The sequence below is a fragment of the Neisseria sicca genome (assembly GCF_014054945.1).
GTDB lineage: Bacteria > Pseudomonadota > Gammaproteobacteria > Burkholderiales > Neisseriaceae > Neisseria > Neisseria sicca.
Window position 1 is genome coordinate 1,996,395 of the sequence record NZ_CP059566.1, and the last position, 14,637, is coordinate 2,011,031.

General features: G+C 47.6%; 10 protein-coding genes. 4 read left to right on the forward strand and 6 right to left on the reverse strand.

Annotation, left to right across the window (positions count from 1 at the left end):
* The first annotated feature begins 931 nt into the window (after positions 1–931).
* Positions 932–1,444: a hypothetical protein gene (locus H3L95_RS09530; RefSeq protein ID WP_003758284.1), complete on the forward strand. Its 513-nt coding sequence runs from the start codon at positions 932–934 to the stop codon at positions 1,442–1,444.
* Positions 1,445–1,693: 249 nt separating this feature from the next.
* Here H3L95_RS09530 and H3L95_RS09535 read toward each other — a convergent pair whose 3' ends face one another.
* The 6 genes from H3L95_RS09535 to H3L95_RS09560 all read right to left on the reverse strand — a co-directional run bounded on the left by H3L95_RS09535 (position 1,694) and on the right by H3L95_RS09560 (position 6,451).
* The gene (locus H3L95_RS09535; RefSeq protein WP_003758279.1) at positions 1,694–2,698 is read right to left on the reverse strand and encodes a quinone-dependent dihydroorotate dehydrogenase; all 1,005 of its coding nucleotides are present in this window, start codon (positions 2,696–2,698) and stop codon (positions 1,694–1,696) included.
* A 131-nt stretch (positions 2,699–2,829) separates the two neighbouring features.
* Complete coding sequence (locus H3L95_RS09540; RefSeq protein WP_003758276.1) at positions 2,830–3,360, reverse strand: alpha/beta hydrolase; 531 nt, start codon at positions 3,358–3,360, stop codon at positions 2,830–2,832.
* A gap of 10 nt (positions 3,361–3,370) precedes the next feature.
* A complete protein-coding gene (locus H3L95_RS09545) occupies positions 3,371–3,715 on the reverse strand; it encodes a hypothetical protein (RefSeq protein ID WP_003758275.1) in 345 nt (114 codons plus the stop codon).
* Positions 3,702–4,481, reverse strand: a complete 780-nt coding sequence (locus H3L95_RS09550) for an exodeoxyribonuclease III (protein WP_003758273.1) — start codon at positions 4,479–4,481, stop codon at positions 3,702–3,704. Before H3L95_RS09550 ends, H3L95_RS09545 begins: the two co-directional genes overlap by 14 nt.
* Before the next feature lie 378 nt (positions 4,482–4,859).
* Complete coding sequence (locus H3L95_RS09555) at positions 4,860–5,633, reverse strand: transferrin-binding protein-like solute binding protein (protein ID WP_040668466.1); 774 nt, start codon at positions 5,631–5,633, stop codon at positions 4,860–4,862.
* A gap of 179 nt (positions 5,634–5,812) precedes the next feature.
* Positions 5,813–6,451, reverse strand: coding sequence for a hypothetical protein (locus H3L95_RS09560; protein WP_003758262.1), 639 nt, complete (start codon positions 6,449–6,451; stop codon positions 5,813–5,815).
* Between the two features lie 128 nt (positions 6,452–6,579).
* Between H3L95_RS09560 and hrpA the strand changes: the two genes are divergently transcribed.
* From hrpA to H3L95_RS09575, 3 genes are read left to right on the forward strand one after another with little or no spacing between them, the layout of a single operon-like run.
* On the forward strand, positions 6,580–11,388 hold the full coding sequence (gene hrpA, locus H3L95_RS09565; RefSeq protein ID WP_182096145.1) for an ATP-dependent RNA helicase HrpA: 4,809 nt from the start codon (positions 6,580–6,582) through the stop codon (positions 11,386–11,388).
* A gap of 58 nt (positions 11,389–11,446) precedes the next feature.
* Entirely contained in the window at positions 11,447–13,054 is a 1,608-nt protein-coding gene (locus tag H3L95_RS09570; RefSeq protein ID WP_003758255.1) for an AAA family ATPase, read from the forward strand.
* Positions 13,045–14,493 carry a VWA domain-containing protein gene (locus H3L95_RS09575; protein WP_003758253.1) on the forward strand — a complete coding sequence of 483 codons (1,449 nt, stop codon included), beginning with the start codon at positions 13,045–13,047 and terminating at the stop codon, positions 14,491–14,493. The genes H3L95_RS09570 and H3L95_RS09575 overlap by 10 nt, the downstream gene beginning before the upstream one ends.
* Positions 14,494–14,637: the final 144 nt, after the last annotated feature.

Genomic DNA, 14,637 nt, shown 5'->3' on the forward strand with positions numbered 1-14,637 from the left:
CAAGCGTAGGTTGGGTAAAAACCCAACTTTCACAAAGGTCGTCTGAAAACTTTTAGACGACCTAATTTATGTACTTACAGTCCACCAATATTTCTACGAAGAAAATGGTTAGTTTGTTATCTAATTCAGATACTAAAATACAAGATTCTTATTTTCGTATAGGTGCAAAAGTAGGAATGACTTACTTCCCTATGGGTATGGTGCCGTATCATAGAGGTTATAAGCCATACAGATGGTTTTTCATACTATTAGGATAGCTAGGAGTAAACTAAAGATATTCATGATCAAATTGAAAATATTAAATAAAATGAAACAAAAACATTACTTCTTACTGATTGCTCAAATTTTGCTAAATTTTCCGTCATTGATATTTTTGACCGTATGGCTCATAAAAATAACAATAGTGATGGATGCAGAATTGTTTTCATATTTACTTACATTCATTAAATTATCAAGCTATATTGCAAGTCTATTTTCAGTAGCTACTCTGATAAATTTAATTTTTATAAGAGATATGAAAATCCTACTGACTTCGGTACTCATGAGTATATTTACATTGTTATTCAGTGGATATACCTTAAGTTCATATGCCTGCAATTCTTTTTATGGATATTACATGTGTTTGGTTCGTGATTATATTTTTAAAATCATTCACTAAATAACAAGCATAATCCAAATAAGCAAGTGTAAATTAGATTTAAATAAAGGTCGTCTGAAAAACTTTCAGACGACCTATCAAATACAGATTAAAAAGTAGTCTACTGCTCTGGTAATAACGTCTGCAACAAATCTTTTCGATGAGCTATCTGACTTGTACTACTCGCTTAGTGGCTTTTCCTCATAGTAATAAGTCTGACTTGAATTGAATTTTCTTAGTTATCCGTGACAGTCCTTTGATTAAAACAGCAATTCGTCTTTAAAAGGTGCACCCATGAAGAAATTTATTAAATTATCTTTAATATCTTTAGGCATAATATCTGCAATCATATTTATACCATTTCTGATATTAAGGTTCAGCTATGATCAACATCATGATGATTATTACAAAACTCCTGATGAGTTTTTAAATTCCAAGTCATTTTCATGGTATATTGATATTTTTCCTAAAAGCAGTAGCAATATATTCTTGAGGACTTTTGTTGAAACAAGTGAAATGATTGTGATTTTTGAAGCAAATACAGCGGATGAAATCCCCCTTTCCCAACTTTATCCTATAACCTCTAAAGGGATAGACTATTTAAAAGACTTCAATATTCCAACTTCCCAAATACAACCTTTTTTGGATAATGGTAAATTATATTGTTATTTTTATTCAAACAACTCGCCTTACTTAGTCAGTAAATACTATTCAAACAATCCTGATCTAGTACATTATATGTTTACATCACTCCGATCCGAGGAAGCTTTAGAGCTTTGTCCTTCAAATACTGTTAAAACACATTAGATTAATCCTGATTCAAATACCATCTCGGGCTTAGGATTCAAAAAATTATTATATTTTCTAGATATAATAAAATATAAAAAATGAATTTATTGATGTTACTTATTCATGACCCATTTTTTAATTTTATAGAAACGATTTTATAGTAAACATAAATTGAGTTGAAAGCCCAAATCTCAAAAAGGTCGTCTGAAAACCGTTTAAATCCAGTTAAACCGGTTTTCAGACGACCTTTTGTGTTGGAAATCGTGCTTACTTCAATGCTGCCAGACATTCCTTCACCAATGCCGGGCCTTTATAAATCATGCCGCTGTACACTTGGACGGCGGTTGCGCCGAGACGGATTTTTTCGGCGGCGTCCTTGCCGTTCATAATGCCGCCTACACCGATAATCGGCAGCTTGCCGTCGATGTGTTCCGCCAACATTTTCAGCACTTGATTGCTTTTTTCGCGCACGGGCAGGCCGCTTAGGCCGCCCTGCTCGCCTGCGAGCGGATGGCTGCCGAGGCTTGATTTGTCGATGGTGGTATTGGTGGCGATGATGCCGTCCATTTCGACGGATTTGACGACGTGGGCGATGTCTTCGATTTGTGCTTCATCCAAATCGGGGGCGATTTTGACGGCGAGCGGGACGTATTTTCCGTGCGCGGCGGCAAGCTGCGCCTGTTTGTTTTTCAGGGCTTCGAGCAGCGCGCTCAGTTCGTCGCCGCCTTGCAGTGCGCGGAGGTTTTTGGTGTTGGGCGAGGAAATATTGACGGTAATGTAACTTGCGTGTGCGTAGGCTTTTTCGAGGCAGATTAAATAGTCGTCGGCGGCGTTTTCGATGGGGGTAACGGCATTTTTGCCGATGTTGATGCCCAACACGCCTTGATAACGGCTTTTTTCGATGTTTTGAATCATGGCATCTATGCCGTGGTTGTTGAAGCCCATGCGGTTGATGATGCCTTGGTGTTCGGGAACGCGGAAGAGGCGCGGCTGCGGGTTACCGGACTGTGGTTTGGGCGTTACCGTGCCGATTTCGAGGAAGCCGAAGCCGAGCGCGCCCAATGCGTCTATGTATTCGCCGTTTTTGTCGAGTCCGGCAGCAAGCCCGACCGGATTGGGCAGGGTGATGTCCATGAGTTTGACGGGCTTGGTTCGGTTGTCGAAAATCGGAAGCAAACCGAGTTTGTACACTTTGTTGAGCGCGTCGAGGGTGAAATGGTGGGCTTTTTCGGCATCAAGTTTAAACAACAGGCTGCGGGCTAAGGAATACATGGGATTCTTTCGGATAATTGGCGAACTGCCGTATTTTACCCGAAACTGTTACTTGCCTGCGAAAAGGTCGTCTGAAACCTGATTTCCAGTTTCAGACGACCTTTTCTGTTTTATCCTTGCAAGTGTTTTGTTCAACTCAAGAGCATTTCCTGCATCAGCTTCATGCCCCATTGCCAGCCGCCGAGTGCGCCGTTGAGCGTGCCAGAGTGTGGCGACAGGAGGAGGCGGGCGTTCCACAGGTTTGCCCGTTCTTCCGCCCAGTTACGCGGTGTGCCGTTTTGTTCGGCGATGACAAGCGCGGTGCGGCAGGGGCAACGGACGCGCTGGAAGGTGTGTATTTCATCGTCGGGGAAGGCTTCTGGACGCGGCGAGACGAGGATGATGTTGACGATTTTTTTCTGTGTCAGGATGTCGGTTTGGTAGAGCCACGCCAGAAAAGCGGATACGCCTGCGCCGTGTGCGACGACGGCGATGTGTTCGCCGCTGATGCCTTCAAACGCTGTTTGAATATTTGCCTGCCATTGGGCGATGCTTTGATTGGCGGAAGCGGCAGCGGTTTGGACGACGGGATAGCTGACCGCCCAGCGGTCTATCCACATTTCTGCTTCGTCCGCGTCGCGTATCAAGAAAAGCGTCAGGTCTTCGAGTTCGAAAGTTCGCATTTCAGACGACCTATTTGAGCAAATCGTTGAGCGTAAAGGTAATCAAGAGCACGGCGGGGACACTTAAAACGGCGCAGGTGGCGAGGCAGATCAGGATGTTGGCAATCAACCGCCAGCCTTTCCAGCCGAAACATTTGGCGGCAATCAGGAGGCAAGGCAGCGAAAATAGCAGCCACACCAACGCCCAAAGCGGATTGGCGCGGGTCATTTCAACCCAGCCGGACATCCGCGCCAGCATGAATATCGTCCACACCAGCATAGGCAGTACAAACGCGGCGACTACCCATGCCGCGCCTATGCCGGTTTTACCGTTCACATTCCAATCGTATTTGCCGAAAACTTTATTGGGCAGCATAGTCGTACTCCACTACCAAAGGTGCATGGTCGGAAAATTTCTCGTCTTTATAAACATGCGCGGACACCGCTTTGGCGGCAAGTTCGGGCGTAACCATCTGATAGTCGATGCGCCATCCGACATCTTTCGCATACGCCTGTCCGCGGTTGCTCCACCAAGTATAGCCCGGATTATCGGGATAGAGCGTGCGCCACATATCCGTCCAGCCAAGCGTATGGATGACTTTGCCTATCCATTCGCGCTCTTCAGGCAGGAAGCCTGAGTTTTTCTGATTGCCTTTCCAGTTTTTCAGGTCGATGTTTTGGTGGGCGATGTTCCAGTCGCCGCAGACGACAATGTCGCGCCCCTCCGCCTTCATGGCTTCAAGCATGGGATAGAACGCGTCTAAAAAGCGGTATTTCAATTCCTGCCGCTCCGGCGCGCTGGTGCCGCTGGGCAGATAAAGCGAAATCACCGACAGCTTGCCGAAATCGCAGCGCACAAACCGCCCTTCCCTGTCGAATTCTTCAATGCCCATACCGATTTGCACATTGTCAGGCGCGCGTTTGCTGTACACCGCCACGCCACTATAACCGCGTTTTTCGGCGCAATGCCAATGGCCGTGCATCCCGTGCGGATTCTTCATTTCGTCGGACAAATCGGCTTCCTGCGCTTTGAGTTCCTGCACGCAGACAATGTCCGCGCCCGATGCGGCGATGTATTCGTAAAATCCTTTTTTGTAGGCGGAGCGGATGCCGTTGACGTTGGCGGAGATGATTTTCAGCATAATTTTGTGCTTTGGAATATTGGTTTGAGAAGAAAAACGGATTGTAACCGATATAGAGGAGCCGCTACAAAACCGCTCTTTCTTTTTGCTGCAACTGCTTGTGAACGCTTCAACATTGCCTTTGCGTGCCAACCATAAAAATAGGTCGTCTGAAAACGGATAACCAAACCGTTTTCAGACGACCTTTCCCCTTGAGGTGGTTCGACGATTCAAAATTTTGTGCTTTTTTCGTTTTTAAATACTTTCTGCTTGAGTAACAAGGCCCGTAAGATGACCAACTTTACCGTGCCGTTGCTACACATTTGATATTTATGCCGAAAGTCGTGAAATTTTGAATGTCTGCACCCCTTGTAAAAAAGTAAATGCAACTTTCACTTTTTATTGTTTTTGACCGGCAAACGTCCCTACGATTTTACCGACCTGATAAACACCTGCTGTCTCTGCGGCTGCGGAACCGAAGAAACCGCCGTGTATTTCTGCCGTCGGGGTGACGGAAGAAAATCTGTTGCCGTTGATATCCGCATCAACGGTGAGCGTTTTGTTGAAATAGCCGAGGCTGCCGCTGACTTTTTTGCTTTCGAAATCGGCAGTCAGACGGCCCGTACCGTATGCTTGGGCCAAAGTACCGCGCACGCTGACGGTCGATACGTCGTAAACCGCCTGTCCGATTTTCGGCATTTCTGCTTCATGGGTAAAATTACCGTTGAAGAAAGCGTAATTGTTTTGCGATGCGGTCTTCACGATGCCGGCAACCGCATCGGGTGTGCTGTGGTGCAGGACATAATTGCCGCCAAAATTGGCAAGGCGTTTATTCTCCGAACCGCCGACGCTGTCCCGCCAGCCGTTTTTAAAACTCCCGCCTTGTACGGCTGCAAGATCAACCTCTACGCCTTCGATGGTAATCTTGTTCCAATCGGCATGATTGAATGCCACTGCGGAATCAGAAGAATTGGTTCCGCTGAAAAATTGTTTGCCGGATTCCGGTTTTTCCGACTTTACAGCTACCGGCAATGCGGAAGCTGCGTCTGCCGAGGGCAGGGCTTGGGCAGATTTTGGAGCCTGTGTCGGTGTGGATTGCGTACTGGGGGAAGAGCTGCCGCCACCGCAGGCAGATAGAGCTGCAACACACATCAAAGCAAGATATTTTTTCATAATTTTGTTCTTAAAATTGTTATCTGACGAAGACAGGAACGCATTCTAAGCACAAACAATATGACTTTGTAATAAATATGCCAAACGAGCATTTTTTGCGACCAACGGCAATAATAAAGGTCGTCATAAAGTACACATTTACTTTTCAGACGACCTTCTAGCAACCTTTTTATCAGTGTTCAGCTACATTGTTGGCGCAAAGCTTTGTCACGCTCCATCTGCACATTAATCTTATTCACCAAGTCCTTATCCAACAATTGGCTCTCATAATGATCCTGCACCGCATCCAAAGTTTGGATACAGGCGGCTTTGTTGTTTGCCTGACGGTAAGCATCGGCGGCATCGTTGGCGGCGGTCACTGTTTCAATCGGATTGAGGAAGTCGCCGCACTGTTTCAGATAATTTTGTTTGATGTCCGCAGCCTGTTCGAATTTTCCTGAACGTAAGGTCGTCTGAAAACGGTTTTCCATCTTTTTGACACCTTGTTGCGAACAAACCTGCGGCAGTTTGTAATACTCCGATGGGAAAGATGCGCCCGCGCCGCAATAATTTTCGCAGCCCTCGGCATCCACTTTCACCTCATCCCCCTTGAATTGGAACGATATTTGGCAACCTTCCCCATCTTTCCAAACCTTATTCTTATCCATTTTGCCTTGCGCGCCGCATATATGCCCGCGTTCGTTGGCAGATTCAATATTGAACTGATTGCCGTTGATTTTCAGCCAGTCGTGGGCAATGGGCTGTTTCGTTCTGTACTCCGCGGCAAATGCTACGCTGCCCATACTCATCGCCAAAACCAAACATAAAATCTTTTTCATAGATATTCCTTTTCATTAAACAATACAGCCTGCCTGCCAAAGAGGTCTAAATAGTACCCATACCGATTAGGCGAAGCCAGTTTGCTATAATACTACCATTATTATTCCCACCGACATCCGCCCGTACCATGCCCCATCCCGATTTCTCCCAAACCCTCTCCAAAGACCGCCATTTCCTGCAATCCGCCTTCAAAAATCCCAACAAATACGGCGGCTTGTCCAAAGTCGAAGAAAAATACCAAAAATCGCACGAAATCTTTTTGAAGCGTTTGGCCGCCTTGCCCAAACCCGAGTTCGACAACACCCTGCCCGTTCACGAGAAACTCGAAGAAATCAAAAAAGCCATTGCCGAGAATCAGGTCACGATTATTTGCGGCGAAACCGGTTCGGGCAAAACCACGCAGTTGCCCAAGATTTGTCTGGAACTCGGGCGCGGGGCGGCGGGGCTGATCGGGCATACCCAGCCGCGCCGTTTGGCCGCGCGTTCGGTGGCGGAGCGGATTGCCGAAGAGCTGCACACCGAAATCGGCAGTGCGGTCGGCTATAAAGTGCGCTTCACCGACCACACCTCGCGCGATGCCTGCGTCAAGCTGATGACCGACGGCATCCTGCTGGCGGAAACGCAGACCGACCGTTATCTCGCCGCCTACGACACCATCATCATCGACGAAGCACACGAACGCAGCCTGAACATCGACTTCCTGCTGGGCTACCTGAAACAACTCCTGCCGCGCCGCCCCGATTTAAAGGTCATCATCACCTCAGCCACCATAGACGCAGAACGCTTCTCCCAACACTTCAACGGCGCGCCCGTGCTGGAAGTGAGCGGGCGCACCTACCCCGTTGAAATCCTCTACCGCCCGCTGACCAGCAAAGACGAAGACGACGCGGAAGTAGAGCTGACCGACGCGATTGTCGATGCGGCGGACGAATTGGCGCGACACGGCGAAGGCGATATTTTGGTGTTCCTGCCGGGTGAACGCGAAATCCGCGAAGCCGCCGAAGCCCTGCGCAAATCCACACTGCGCCGCAACGACGAAATCCTGCCCCTGTTCGCGCGCCTGTCGCACGCCGAACAGCACAAAATCTTCCACCCCACAGGCGCGAAACGCCGCATCGTACTGGCAACCAACGTCGCCGAAACCTCGCTCACCGTGCCGGGCATCAAATACGTCATCGACACCGGCCTCGCGCGCGTCAAACGTTATTCCGCGCGGGCGAAAGTGGAGCAGCTTCATGTCGAAAAAATATCCCAAGCCGCCGCCCGCCAACGCTCCGGCCGCTGCGGACGCGTCTCCGCAGGCGTGTGTATCCGGCTGTTTTCAGAAGAAGATTTCAACAGCCGCCCCGAATTCACCGACCCCGAAATCGTCCGCAGCAACCTGGCCGCCGTCATCCTACGCATGGCAGCGTTGAAACTCGGCGACGTGGCGGCATTCCCGTTTTTAGAAATGCCCGATTCTCGGTATATCAATGATGGGTTTCAGGTGTTGTTGGAATTGGGGGCGGTTAATGAACATAACGGACTGACCAAACTCGGCGAACAAATGGCGCGCCTGCCCATCGACCCGAAAATCGCGCGCATTTTGTTGGCGGCGAAGAAGCACGACTGTATGGCGGAAATATTGGTGATCGCGTCCGCGCTGTCGATTCAAGACCCGCGCGAGCGACCGTTGGAAGCACGGGATGCCGCCGCCAAGGCGCACGAGCGTTTTACTGACAAGCAGTCCGATTTCCTTGCCTATCTGAACATTTGGGACAGCTTCCAGCGCGAGCGCGATAAAGGCTTGCCTAACAAGCAGCTGGTGCAGTGGTGCCGCCAATATTTCCTGTCGCACCTGAGGATGCGCGAGTGGCGCGAGCTGCACCACCAGCTTGCCCAAACCGCGATTGAAATGGGTTTGACCACCAAGGAAGCGGCTTTCAGACGACCTCCAGAAGTCAGGCAGCTCACGTCGTCTGAAAATGCTGGCGACCAAGACTTATCCGCCAAACTCAAACAAAAACAACTGGATAAGAAGCAACACCGCGCTCAAATCCGCGCTGCCAAAGAAGCGGGCTACGAACAAATTCACCGCGCCCTGCTCACCGGCCTCATCGCCAACGTCGGCATGAAATCGCCCGACGGCAACGACTACACCGGCGCGCGCGGCAGCCGCTTCCACCTTTTCCCCGCCTCCGCCCTGTTCAAGGCGAAGCCTAAATGGGTCATGGCGGCAGAACTCGTTGAAACTACAAAACTTTACGCCCGCGACGTGGCCGCCATCCAGCCCGAATGGATCGAGCAGGAAGCGCCGCACCTCGTCCGCTACCACTATTTCGAGCCGCACTGGGAACAAAAACGCGGCGAAGTCGTCGCCAGCGAACGGGTAACGCTTTACGGCCTGACCGTCTTGCCGCGCCGCCCCGTGTCCTACGGCAGAGTCGCCCCCGAAGAAGCCCGCGAAATCTTTATCCGCAGCGCGTTAGTGGCGCAGGAATGCGATTTGAAAGCGGAATTTTTTGTCCACAACAAAAAGCTGATTAAGGAAATTACCGAACTCGAACACAAATCGCGTCGGCAGGATGTACTGGTCGATGACGAAGTGCTGTTTGCGTTTTATCACGAACGGCTGCCCGATTTTTATAAGGCGGACGCGGTTTCAAGCAGCCTGCATCCTGCAAATCCGCAGCAAACTGCCCCCTCCTACGCGAGGGAAGAACGGAGAGAGGGCAAAACAGTTGCCACGCAAACCAACTTTTCCGCAGCCGCAGCAAACCCTCTCCCTACCCCTCTCCCGCAGGAGAGGGAACAGAGTGCCGTAACCTCAACGTTTTCAGACGACCTTCGTCCTGCAAATCCCCAGCAAACTTCCCCCTCCTGCGCGGGGGAAGATCGGGGAGAGGGCAAAACAGTTGCCGCACAAACCAACTTTTCCGCAACCGCAGCAAGCCCTCTCCCTAATCCTCTCCCACAGGAGAGGGAACAGAGTACCGCAGTTTCAACAGTTTCAGACGACCCCAAAGCCCAAAGGCTACCTGAAAACTCCCTATGCTACGCCGACGGTCAACCGATACTGCTGGGTGACCGTGTAACGATCGACAGCAAACAATGGCACGGCAAAATCGTTGCCTTGATTGCAGAGCAGCAATGCGACCCGTCCATCGGTTCCGCCGAAGAATGGGCGATATTACAAAGTGGCGTAATGGCGCAATTTGACGAAGCAGGCTTGGTGCACTATCCCGATGCTGAGACGGCCGGCGAACTCATCTTATTGGCACGAGCGGATGTAACAGATGTCCTAAAATCTCAAAAGCACAACGTAGAATGTGTAGCGCAAGCCACGCACGCGGATTCCAAAGATACGGACAACTGCGTGCGTGAACCGAGTTCACACACCCTACAAAATGTTTCAGACGACCCCAAACCCAAAAAGCAGCCTGCACCCCCAAAAAACCGTCTGAAACCCCTCCCCCTCGCCGACATCCGCACCTTCCAAGCCTGGCTCCAAACCGCCGAGCGCGACAACCCGCGCCTGCTGTTCCTCAGTCGAGACGACCTCATGCAGCACGCCGCCGCGCACATTACCGAAGAACAATTCCCCAAACACTGGCAAACCGCAGACGGCAAATTCAAACTCAGCTACCGCTTCGAGCCGCACCACCCGCTCGACGGCGTTACCCTCACCCTGCCGCTCACCGTGCTCAACCGCATCAGCCCCGCCGCCCTCGAATGGCTCGTGCCCGGCATGATACGCGAAAAAATCCAGCTACAAATCAAAGCACTGCCCAAACAAATCCGCCGTATCTGCGTACCCGTGCCCGAATTCATCACCCAATTTTTAAGCCAAAACCCCGACCGCAACGCCCCCATCCTGCCCCAACTCGCCCAAGCCATCGCCAAAACCGCAGGCGACATCCGCATACTCGAGCAAATCAACCAAGACGAATGGGCCGCGTTCAGGCTGCCCGAACACTGCTATTTCAACCTCCGCATCATCGACGACGGCGGACAAGAATTAGCCATGGGGCGCGATTTAATCCAAATCCAACAACAACTTGGCAAAGCCGCCGCCACCACCTTCCGCGACAACACCCAAGAATTCGAGCGCGACAACGTTACCGCATGGGACATCGGCACCCTGCCCGAATCCATCAAATTCGCCCGCGGCAAACAGCAGCTCACCGGCTACCTCGGCCTGCAAAAAGAAAAAGACGGCCGCATCGCCCTGCGCCTGTTCGACACATCCTCCGCTGCCGAACAAGCCCACAGACTAGGCGTCATCGAACTCATGAAACTACAACTAAAAGAACAAGTTAAAGACCTGAACAAAGGCATCCAAGGCTTCACCCAAGCCGCCATGCTGCTCAAACACATCAACGCCGACACCCTGCGCGACGACCTCACCCAAGCCGTCTGCGACCGCGCCTTTATCGGCGAAGACGAGCTGCCGCGCAACGAAAAAGCCTTCAAAGAACAAATCAAACGCGCCCGCAGCCGCCTGCCCGCCGTCAAAGAAGCCCTCAGCCGCTATTTGCAGGAAACCGCCGCTGCCTATGCCGAACTGAACGGCAAACTCGGCAAACACCCGCTCACCCACCTCATGCGCCAACGCCTGCAAACCCTGCTCGCCGCCGGCTTCGCCACCCGCACCCCGTGGGCACAATGGCCGCGCCTCCCCATCTACCTCAAAGCCATGACCCTGCGCCTCGAAAAATACAGCAGCAACCCCGCCCGCGACGCAGCCCGCGAAGCCGATATTCAAGAGCTGGAACAAATGTGGCAGGAAAAAACCGACGGCTTGGTAAAACAAGGATTGCCCGTTTCAGACGACCTCGCCGCGTTTAGATGGATGATTGAAGAATTGAGAGTGTCGCTGTTTGCGCAGGAATTGAAGACGCCGTATCCGGTGTCGGTGAAGCGGTTGTTGAAGGTGTGGGAGAGGTTGAATAAGTAGTGATATTATCCAATACATTTACAGGAAAATTTCTAACTTACATAAAAGGTACAACACAATGAAAAGCGAAAATAATTATGAACGTATTGTTCAAAATTCTAAAAAATTCCAACACTCTCAGAAGAATGAGATGCAGAAACGCATAACAGATTTGCTACAACAACTCACAAATGGTATTCATGAACGTGACCAAATTATGGCGATTTCCTTACTTGGTGCGATTGCAGGACATAATACTTTCCTATTTGGACCACCGGGAACTGCGAAAAGTCTGATTTCCCGCCGTTTGGCATGTGCATTTGAAAATCCGCAATACTTTGAATACTTGATGAACCGTTTCAGCACACCTGAAGAAGTATTCGGACCCGTATCCATTAAAGCATTGAAAGAAGACCGATATATCCGGAAAATCGAAGGCTATTTGCCAACTGCCGATTTTGCATTTTTGGATGAAATTTGGAAATCCAGTCCTGCTATTTTGAATAACTTACTGACCATTATTAATGAGCATATTTTCAAAAACGGCGATGAACGGATTAATGTACCGCTCAAAACCCTGATTGCTGCTTCCAATGAAATTCCGCCTGAAAATCAAGGCTTGGAAGCCCTATACGACCGTTTTGTTATCCGCCTGCTCGTACCGCCGATTGAACAAGAAGAGAATTTTAACCGTTTACTGGACAGTAAACCAAGCAGCGACAAACCTGAAATCAGTGAAGATTTGAAGATTAGTTATCAAGAGCTTGCCAAATGGCGCGAGCAACTTCACGAAGTCAAACTCAGCACAGATACTTTGTTGATTATCAAATATATTAGGGAAGAATTAACAGAACAGTTTGATAAATTGGGCGTTTATGTATCTGACCGCCGTTGGCAGCGTGCGGCTGTATTATTAAAGGCTTCAGCTTTCTGCAATGGACGTAAAGAAACCAATCACAGTGATGTGGTTTTGTTGAAATATTGCCTGTGGACAACACCTGAAAATCGGGAAGCCGTTGAAGAAATCGTGATGAATGCCATTAAATTCTGCGGGTTCGATACGGATATTGATTTGGCTGGATTGGATAGGGAAAAAGAGAATTTGGACAAGGAGATTAATAAAAAGCTTTATTATTCTAATAATATTTATGATACAGTTGAAATAAATGAAAAAAAATATTTCCCTGTTTCAGCTACATTTATAGATTCATATGACAATTATTACAATAAGAATTATCAGCTACTTGTTCCATTTGATAAATTTAAAAGCCAAGATACATTTCACCCTCTCGATGAACAGGGAAATACTATCAAAGACATCAAATGTCAATTTAATGGGCAAGGCAGTTGTTCATTAAAACTAGAAATTAATAGAGGATTTAATCGTGATTCATATAAACCTTTAACATTCAAACCTAAAATTATGTTTCATAAAGGAGATAAAAAATCAGATGTCAGTGAATGGATAATTCATTCACTCGCTCAATCCGTATCTGATATTCGAAAACAATTCATTGATACAAAAAAACAAGTTGAGAAAAAATATGAGGAATATCAACAGTACCTGCAAAGCCCTTTTGCAATCCAAGCCGATATTGATATTGCTGTATCAGGTATTTTAGACCAAATCGACAAACTCAATTTGCGGATTAAAGACTGCGAACGGCTGGGGTCATTATGTCGTTAAGCAGCAAACTATCCGAGCAAATAAGATGGATTAAAGCTTCTTTGCAAACAGATTATCAAGATTTGTTCAAACAGCACAGTTGGTTAGGTGGACAGATTCAACAAAGGTTATTTGGCTGGGCACACCAAACCAAGTTGGACTTATGGCAAAGAAGTCCATTTGCCATACATGAAGAAAATCTGAAAAATCATCAACAGACAGGACTTTTTAATCAATCGCCTGTTGATGATTACCAACGTTTCTGCAAATTGACAGGCATACCGTTTGAAAAAGATTTTTGGCAAAAAGAATTGGCTCAAAGCAAGCAGGTAAAATCTCATAAACAGAATTTGCCTTTGAAACTGTTGACAGAAAAATGGCAGCAACAGTTAGACCAAGCCAAAGCTCAATGGCAAGTAGAACAAATTAATCAATTAAGGCAGGAACTTTTAACCCAGTTAAAACAAGAATTAGAAGTAGTTAAGCAGCTTTCGCAACAATTGGAACAGCTGGGTTTTGGTATAGGAGACGATATTGGCAATTTGACCCCACAAGATATTGAAGAAATGAAACGTTGGCTGAATTACTTGACCCAAGATAAGAATGCCCAACAGATTGCCGAATTACTAGGCAAAATGCGCCAAATCGAACAATCCGAAAAAATCGAACAGGTAAAACAGACTGTTTACATCCAAAATCCACAAATTGATATAAATTCACGCGAAGAAATTATCGGATTACGTTTAGGTAAAGATTTAGAGTATGTATTGCCGTCTGAATTGGCTTTAATGGCAGATGAAGAAACGTCAATTTTATTTGATTTGAAGTTTTTGGAATCCAAATTAATGTGTTTTGAATTGCAAGGAATGACCTATTGCGATGCCCCAACTGAAATTATAGTTGAACAAAAAAGCCAAGAGGATGAAAAGCCCGGACCAATGATTTTATGCGTAGATACCAGCGGTTCAATGAACGGGCTACCTGAAAATATCGCCAAAGCAATGGCTCTGTTTTTAGGAACAAAAGCCAAAAGCGAAAACCGTTCTTGTTTCGTTATCAATTTTTCCACTGGAATAGAAACTTTTGAATTAACAAGTAAAACGGGGATTTCTAATTTGATTGCTTTTTTACGTCAATCCTTTCATGGTGGTACAGATGCTGCCCCAGCTTTACGTCATGCGCTAAAAATGATGGAGCAAGAAAGCTATCAAAAGGCGGACTTATTAATGATTTCCGATTTTGTGATGAACGGCTTACCTGATGATTTGTTGGCATCAATCGAAATACAACGAGAAACCGGTAATCAGTTTAATTCTTTGGTTATTGGTGATGCTTTTATGAGTAAACGCCTAAAAACACATTTTGATCGTGAGTGGATATACAATCCTAATGTTCAGACAATTCAAGAATTAGTACAGTTCAAGAAAGATGTTTTCAATAAACAAGTTGTCAACTCATAACAATGTTCTACTCATATGTATTTTTGGAAGATACCCCCATACAACTGGGAATCCATACGCAGAATATGTGTGGGCTTTCTAAACTACTCCCCTTTCCACCCAAACCAAAAGGTCGTCTAAACCCCATTTTCAGACGACCTTTTG

Bases quoted from the DNA above. Each gene is read 5' to 3' on its own strand.
- H3L95_RS09535 (WP_003758279.1), bottom strand. From the start codon at position 2,698: ATGTATTCCTTAGCCCGCAGCCTGTTGTTTAAACTTGATGCCGAAAAA.
- H3L95_RS09540 (WP_003758276.1), bottom strand. From the start codon at position 3,360: ATGCGAACTTTCGAACTCGAAGACCTGACGCTTTTCTTGATACGCGAC.
- H3L95_RS09530 (WP_003758284.1), top strand. From the start codon at position 932: ATGAAGAAATTTATTAAATTATCTTTAATATCTTTAGGCATAATATCT.
- H3L95_RS09555 (WP_040668466.1), bottom strand. From the start codon at position 5,633: ATGAAAAAATATCTTGCTTTGATGTGTGTTGCAGCTCTATCTGCCTGC.
- H3L95_RS09575 (WP_003758253.1), top strand. From the start codon at position 13,045: ATGTCGTTAAGCAGCAAACTATCCGAGCAAATAAGATGGATTAAAGCT.
- H3L95_RS09570 (WP_003758255.1), top strand. From the start codon at position 11,447: ATGAAAAGCGAAAATAATTATGAACGTATTGTTCAAAATTCTAAAAAA.
- hrpA (WP_182096145.1), top strand. From the start codon at position 6,580: ATGCCCCATCCCGATTTCTCCCAAACCCTCTCCAAAGACCGCCATTTC.
- H3L95_RS09545 (WP_003758275.1), bottom strand. From the start codon at position 3,715: ATGCTGCCCAATAAAGTTTTCGGCAAATACGATTGGAATGTGAACGGT.
- H3L95_RS09550 (WP_003758273.1), bottom strand. From the start codon at position 4,481: ATGCTGAAAATCATCTCCGCCAACGTCAACGGCATCCGCTCCGCCTAC.
- H3L95_RS09560 (WP_003758262.1), bottom strand. From the start codon at position 6,451: ATGAAAAAGATTTTATGTTTGGTTTTGGCGATGAGTATGGGCAGCGTA.